A 3,519-nucleotide genomic window follows, 5' to 3' on the forward strand; every position below is an offset into this window, starting at 1 on the left:
AGAACCTGTTCGCCAAGCTCAAGGACTGGCGCCGCATCGCCACACGCTACGACCGATGCGCTCACACCTTCTTCTCAGCGATATGCATCGCCGCAGCCGTCATCTTCTGGATCTGACCAATGAGTCCTGAGCCTAGAGCATCTTCGACTTATTCCGGGTCATATCCGGCTGCCTCGAAATAGTGCCTGCACTCCTCGGCAGTGAAGGCTGTCAGGCAATCGGCGATGATGGACCAGAGATCGTCGACGGTTCTGGCAGCGGCCTTTCTGAGCAGGGCCTTGAGCTTGGAGAAGGCCATCTCGATGGGGTTGAAATCGGGCGAATATGGCGGGAGGAACAGGAGCCGCGCCCCGACCTTCTCTATGGCCTCGCGCACGCCGCTGATCTTGTGGGCCGGCAAATTGTCCATGACCAGGACATCGCCGGGGCGAAGCTCGGGCGCGAGAACCTGCCCGGCATAGGCCAGGAAGGCTGGTCCGTTCATCGGGCCGTCAAGCAGCATCGGCGCGGCCATGCCGGACAATCGCAGGCCGGCGGTGAAGGTGGTTGTCTTCCAATGGCCGTGAGGAACAGCCGCCCGGCATCGCTCGCCGCATGGCGCCCTGCCGCGCAACCGGGCCATCTTCGTGGACGCCGCGGTCTCGTCGATGAAGATCAGTCTCTCGGGGTCGAGGTCGAACTGGCCGTCGAACCAGGCTATGCTGCGGCGCAGGACATCGGGACGCTGCTGCTCTGAGGCGTGCGCCGTCTTTTTTTGAACGTGATGCCGCGCCGGTCGAGAAACAGCCACACAGTCGAGGGGACCGCACGCACGCCGCGCTCGGCGGCAAGGCGCTCCCCGATCTCGGCAAGGGTGACATCCGGCGCCTCCTCGATCAGGCCGAGAATGAAGGCCTCGTGCGCATCGAGCTTCGAGCGCGACGGCTGGCCCTGCTTGCGCGCCTCCATCTCGCCGGTCTGGCGATAGCGGCGATACCAGGCGCCGGCCGTCGAGGTCCCGATGCGGAAGCACCGTGCCGCCTCACGCGTCGACAGCCCTTCCTCGATCGCCGCAAGCACTCGCCCGCGAAGGTCCGCGCTCAGGCTGCGTGTCATCATCACTCTCCCCGAAAATCACCAGGTTCAATGAATCAGATACAGTTCATCGCCGGAATCCCAAATCCGACTCCGAGTTCAGCAAAATTGCTCTAGNGCTCTAGGCTCGAAACTCAATTGAGCTTGCTGTTGGTGTAAGTGTCTGATTCCTTGCCGTTCGGAGGTGTTCGGATGGCAAGGAAGCGGGATGTTTATTGGCTGTCGGACGCGGAGTGGGAGGCGATCCAGCCTCACCTTCCCATTGGTCGGCGTGGACCGCGGCGGGTGGATGACCGGCGGGTGATCTCGGGCATCATGCACATGCTGCGTTCGGGTGGACGCTGGAAAGACTGCCCGGCGGTCTATGGACCTTACACCACGATCTACAATCGCTGGAACCGGTGGAGCCGGCAGGGTGTGTGGGAACGGATTTTCTACGCCCTGACCGGGTCGAGCGGCGTGTTCACCGGTTCGGTGGATTCCACCCACATCAAGGTCCACCGCTCGGCGTCGGGCGCAAAAGGGGGGCTTGTCATCACGCCATTGGCACCTCGCGTGGCGGGCGAACGACGAAAATCCATGCGTTGAGCGATGATTGCGGCCGGCCCGTCGCTTTCGCCCTGACGCCCGGAAATGCCCATGACCTCGCCGGTGCCAAGGCGCTGCTGGCCGTCCGGTGTCCCAGCCGCAAGTTGCTGGCCGACCGCGCCTATGATGCAGCAAGTCTGCGCGAATGGCTTGCCGAGCGAGGAACAGAACCCGTCATCCCGCCCAATCCAACGCGCAAGAACCCACACGCCTACGACCGCGACGCCTATCGCGGCCGAAACCTCATCGAGCGCATGTTCTGTCGCCTTAAAGACTTCCGACGCATCGCAACACGCTACGATAAACGCGCCGATACATTCCTGTCGGCCATCTGCCTCGCTGCCGCAATCACTTGGTGGACGCCAAATTGAGTCTCGACCCTAGNCTAGCATCCCAGCGACATAAAATACCGTGTAGAATGCGGATGGCAGGAACCGTCTGTCCGTCCTGTGCAGAGACCGAAGGAACAAGCCAAATAGTAGCCAAGCAACAACAGACGTGGCTCCGCCCAGCCAGACATCATCGCTCTCGGAGAGCAATGACGACGAAATCGCAATACAGCTAATGATGTACACACCTCCGGCTGTGCTGGCCTGCCCCCTGGAAAGTGGTCCTCCGTGAAGTAGGCTATCGAGCCTGAGAGAGGACGTTGGAATGCCCCAGAAGAAGCACAAGCCCGAAGAGATTGTCGCCAAGCTACGCCAGGTTGATGTTTTGTTGTCGCAAGGCCGATCGGTTGGCGAAGCGGTTCGCTTAATCGGCGTGACGCAGTTCACGTATTATCGCTGGCGGAAGGAGTTTGGTGGCTTGAAGGGCGATCAGGTGAAGCGGCTGAAGGAGCTCGAGAAAGAGAACGACCGGCTGCGCAAGGCGGTATCGGACCTGACGCTGGAAAAGCTGATCCTGAAAGAGGCTGCCTCGGGAAACTTCTGAGCCCCGCCCGCCGTCGCCGCTGCGTCGAGCATGTCATGGCGAAGTTATCCATCTCGGAGCGCTTTGCCTGCAAGGTTCTCGGCCAGCATCGTTCGACCCCACGTAAGAAGCCCAGAAGCCGACCGGATGAAGAAGCGTTGACCGCCGACATCATCCGGCTCGCTTCCCGGTATGGCCGCTATGGGTATCGCCGGATCACGGCGATGCTTCGGTCTGAGGGCTGGACGGTGAACGCCAAGCGCGTCGAACGCATCTGGCGGCGGGAGGGGCTGAAGGTTCCCCGGAAACAACCGAAGAGAGGCCGGCTCTGGCTGAATGACGGATCGTGCGTCCGGCTTCGACCCGAGTACCCGAACCATGTCTGGTCCTATGATTTTGTTGAGGGCCGGACCCACGACGGCAGAAAGTTCCGCATGCTCAACATCATCGACGAGTTCACCCGGGAGGGCCTGGCGATCCGCATCGATCGCAAGCTCAACTCGACCGACGTCATCGACGCCCTGTCGGACCTGTTCATCCTGCGCGGCGTTCCAGGACATGTTCGTTCCGACAACGGCCCGGAGTTCATCGCCAAAGCCGTGCGGGAGTGGATTGTCGCTGTCGGCGCCAGGACCGTGTTCATCGAGCCGGGAAGCCCCTGGGAGAACGGCTATTGCGAGAGCTTCAACTCCAAGCTTCGCGACGAACTGCTCAACGGTGAAATCTTCTACAGCCTCGCAGAAGCCAAAATCATCATCGAGGCATGGCGGCGCTACTACAATACCGAGCGGCCGCACTCATCGCTCGCCTACAAACCGCCGGCACCCGAGGCCATCATCTGGCATGCGCCACCGCGTGGATCGGCACCATCATCGGCACAGGCGATGGTTGAAAAGCCGATCATGCATTAAGACTGAAAACGGACCACCTTATGGGGGCAGACCA

The 3,519-nt window shown here is 61.3% G+C and carries 3 protein-coding genes and 1 pseudogene; 3 read left to right on the forward strand and 1 reads right to left on the reverse strand.

Features of this window, described 5'->3' with window-relative positions:
• Positions 1–116: pseudogene (locus tag AC5XE7_RS20795) on the forward strand (IS5/IS1182 family transposase); the annotation flags it as partial.
• Between the two features lie 32 nt (positions 117–148).
• Here the strand turns inward: AC5XE7_RS20795 and AC5XE7_RS20800 are convergent.
• A protein-coding gene (locus tag AC5XE7_RS20800; RefSeq protein WP_495367430.1) for an IS630 family transposase occupies positions 149–1,095 on the reverse strand; the annotation gives its coding sequence in 2 pieces (ribosomal slippage) (positions 149–756 and positions 756–1,095; 948 coding nt in all).
• Positions 1,096–1,266: 171 nt separating this feature from the next.
• On the opposite strand from AC5XE7_RS20800, the gene AC5XE7_RS20805 reads away from it, so the two are divergent.
• A protein-coding gene (locus tag AC5XE7_RS20805) for an IS5 family transposase (protein ID WP_287944385.1) occupies positions 1,267–2,033 on the forward strand; the annotation gives its coding sequence in 2 pieces (ribosomal slippage) (positions 1,267–1,606 and positions 1,606–2,033; 768 coding nt in all).
• Positions 2,034–2,316: 283 nt separating this feature from the next.
• A protein-coding gene (locus AC5XE7_RS20810; protein ID WP_495367429.1) for an IS3 family transposase occupies positions 2,317–3,485 on the forward strand; the annotation gives its coding sequence in 2 pieces (ribosomal slippage) (positions 2,317–2,581 and positions 2,581–3,485; 1,170 coding nt in all).
• Positions 3,486–3,519 lie beyond the last annotated feature (34 nt).

The organism is Aquamicrobium sp. YD-1-mutant5 (genome assembly GCF_059509755.1).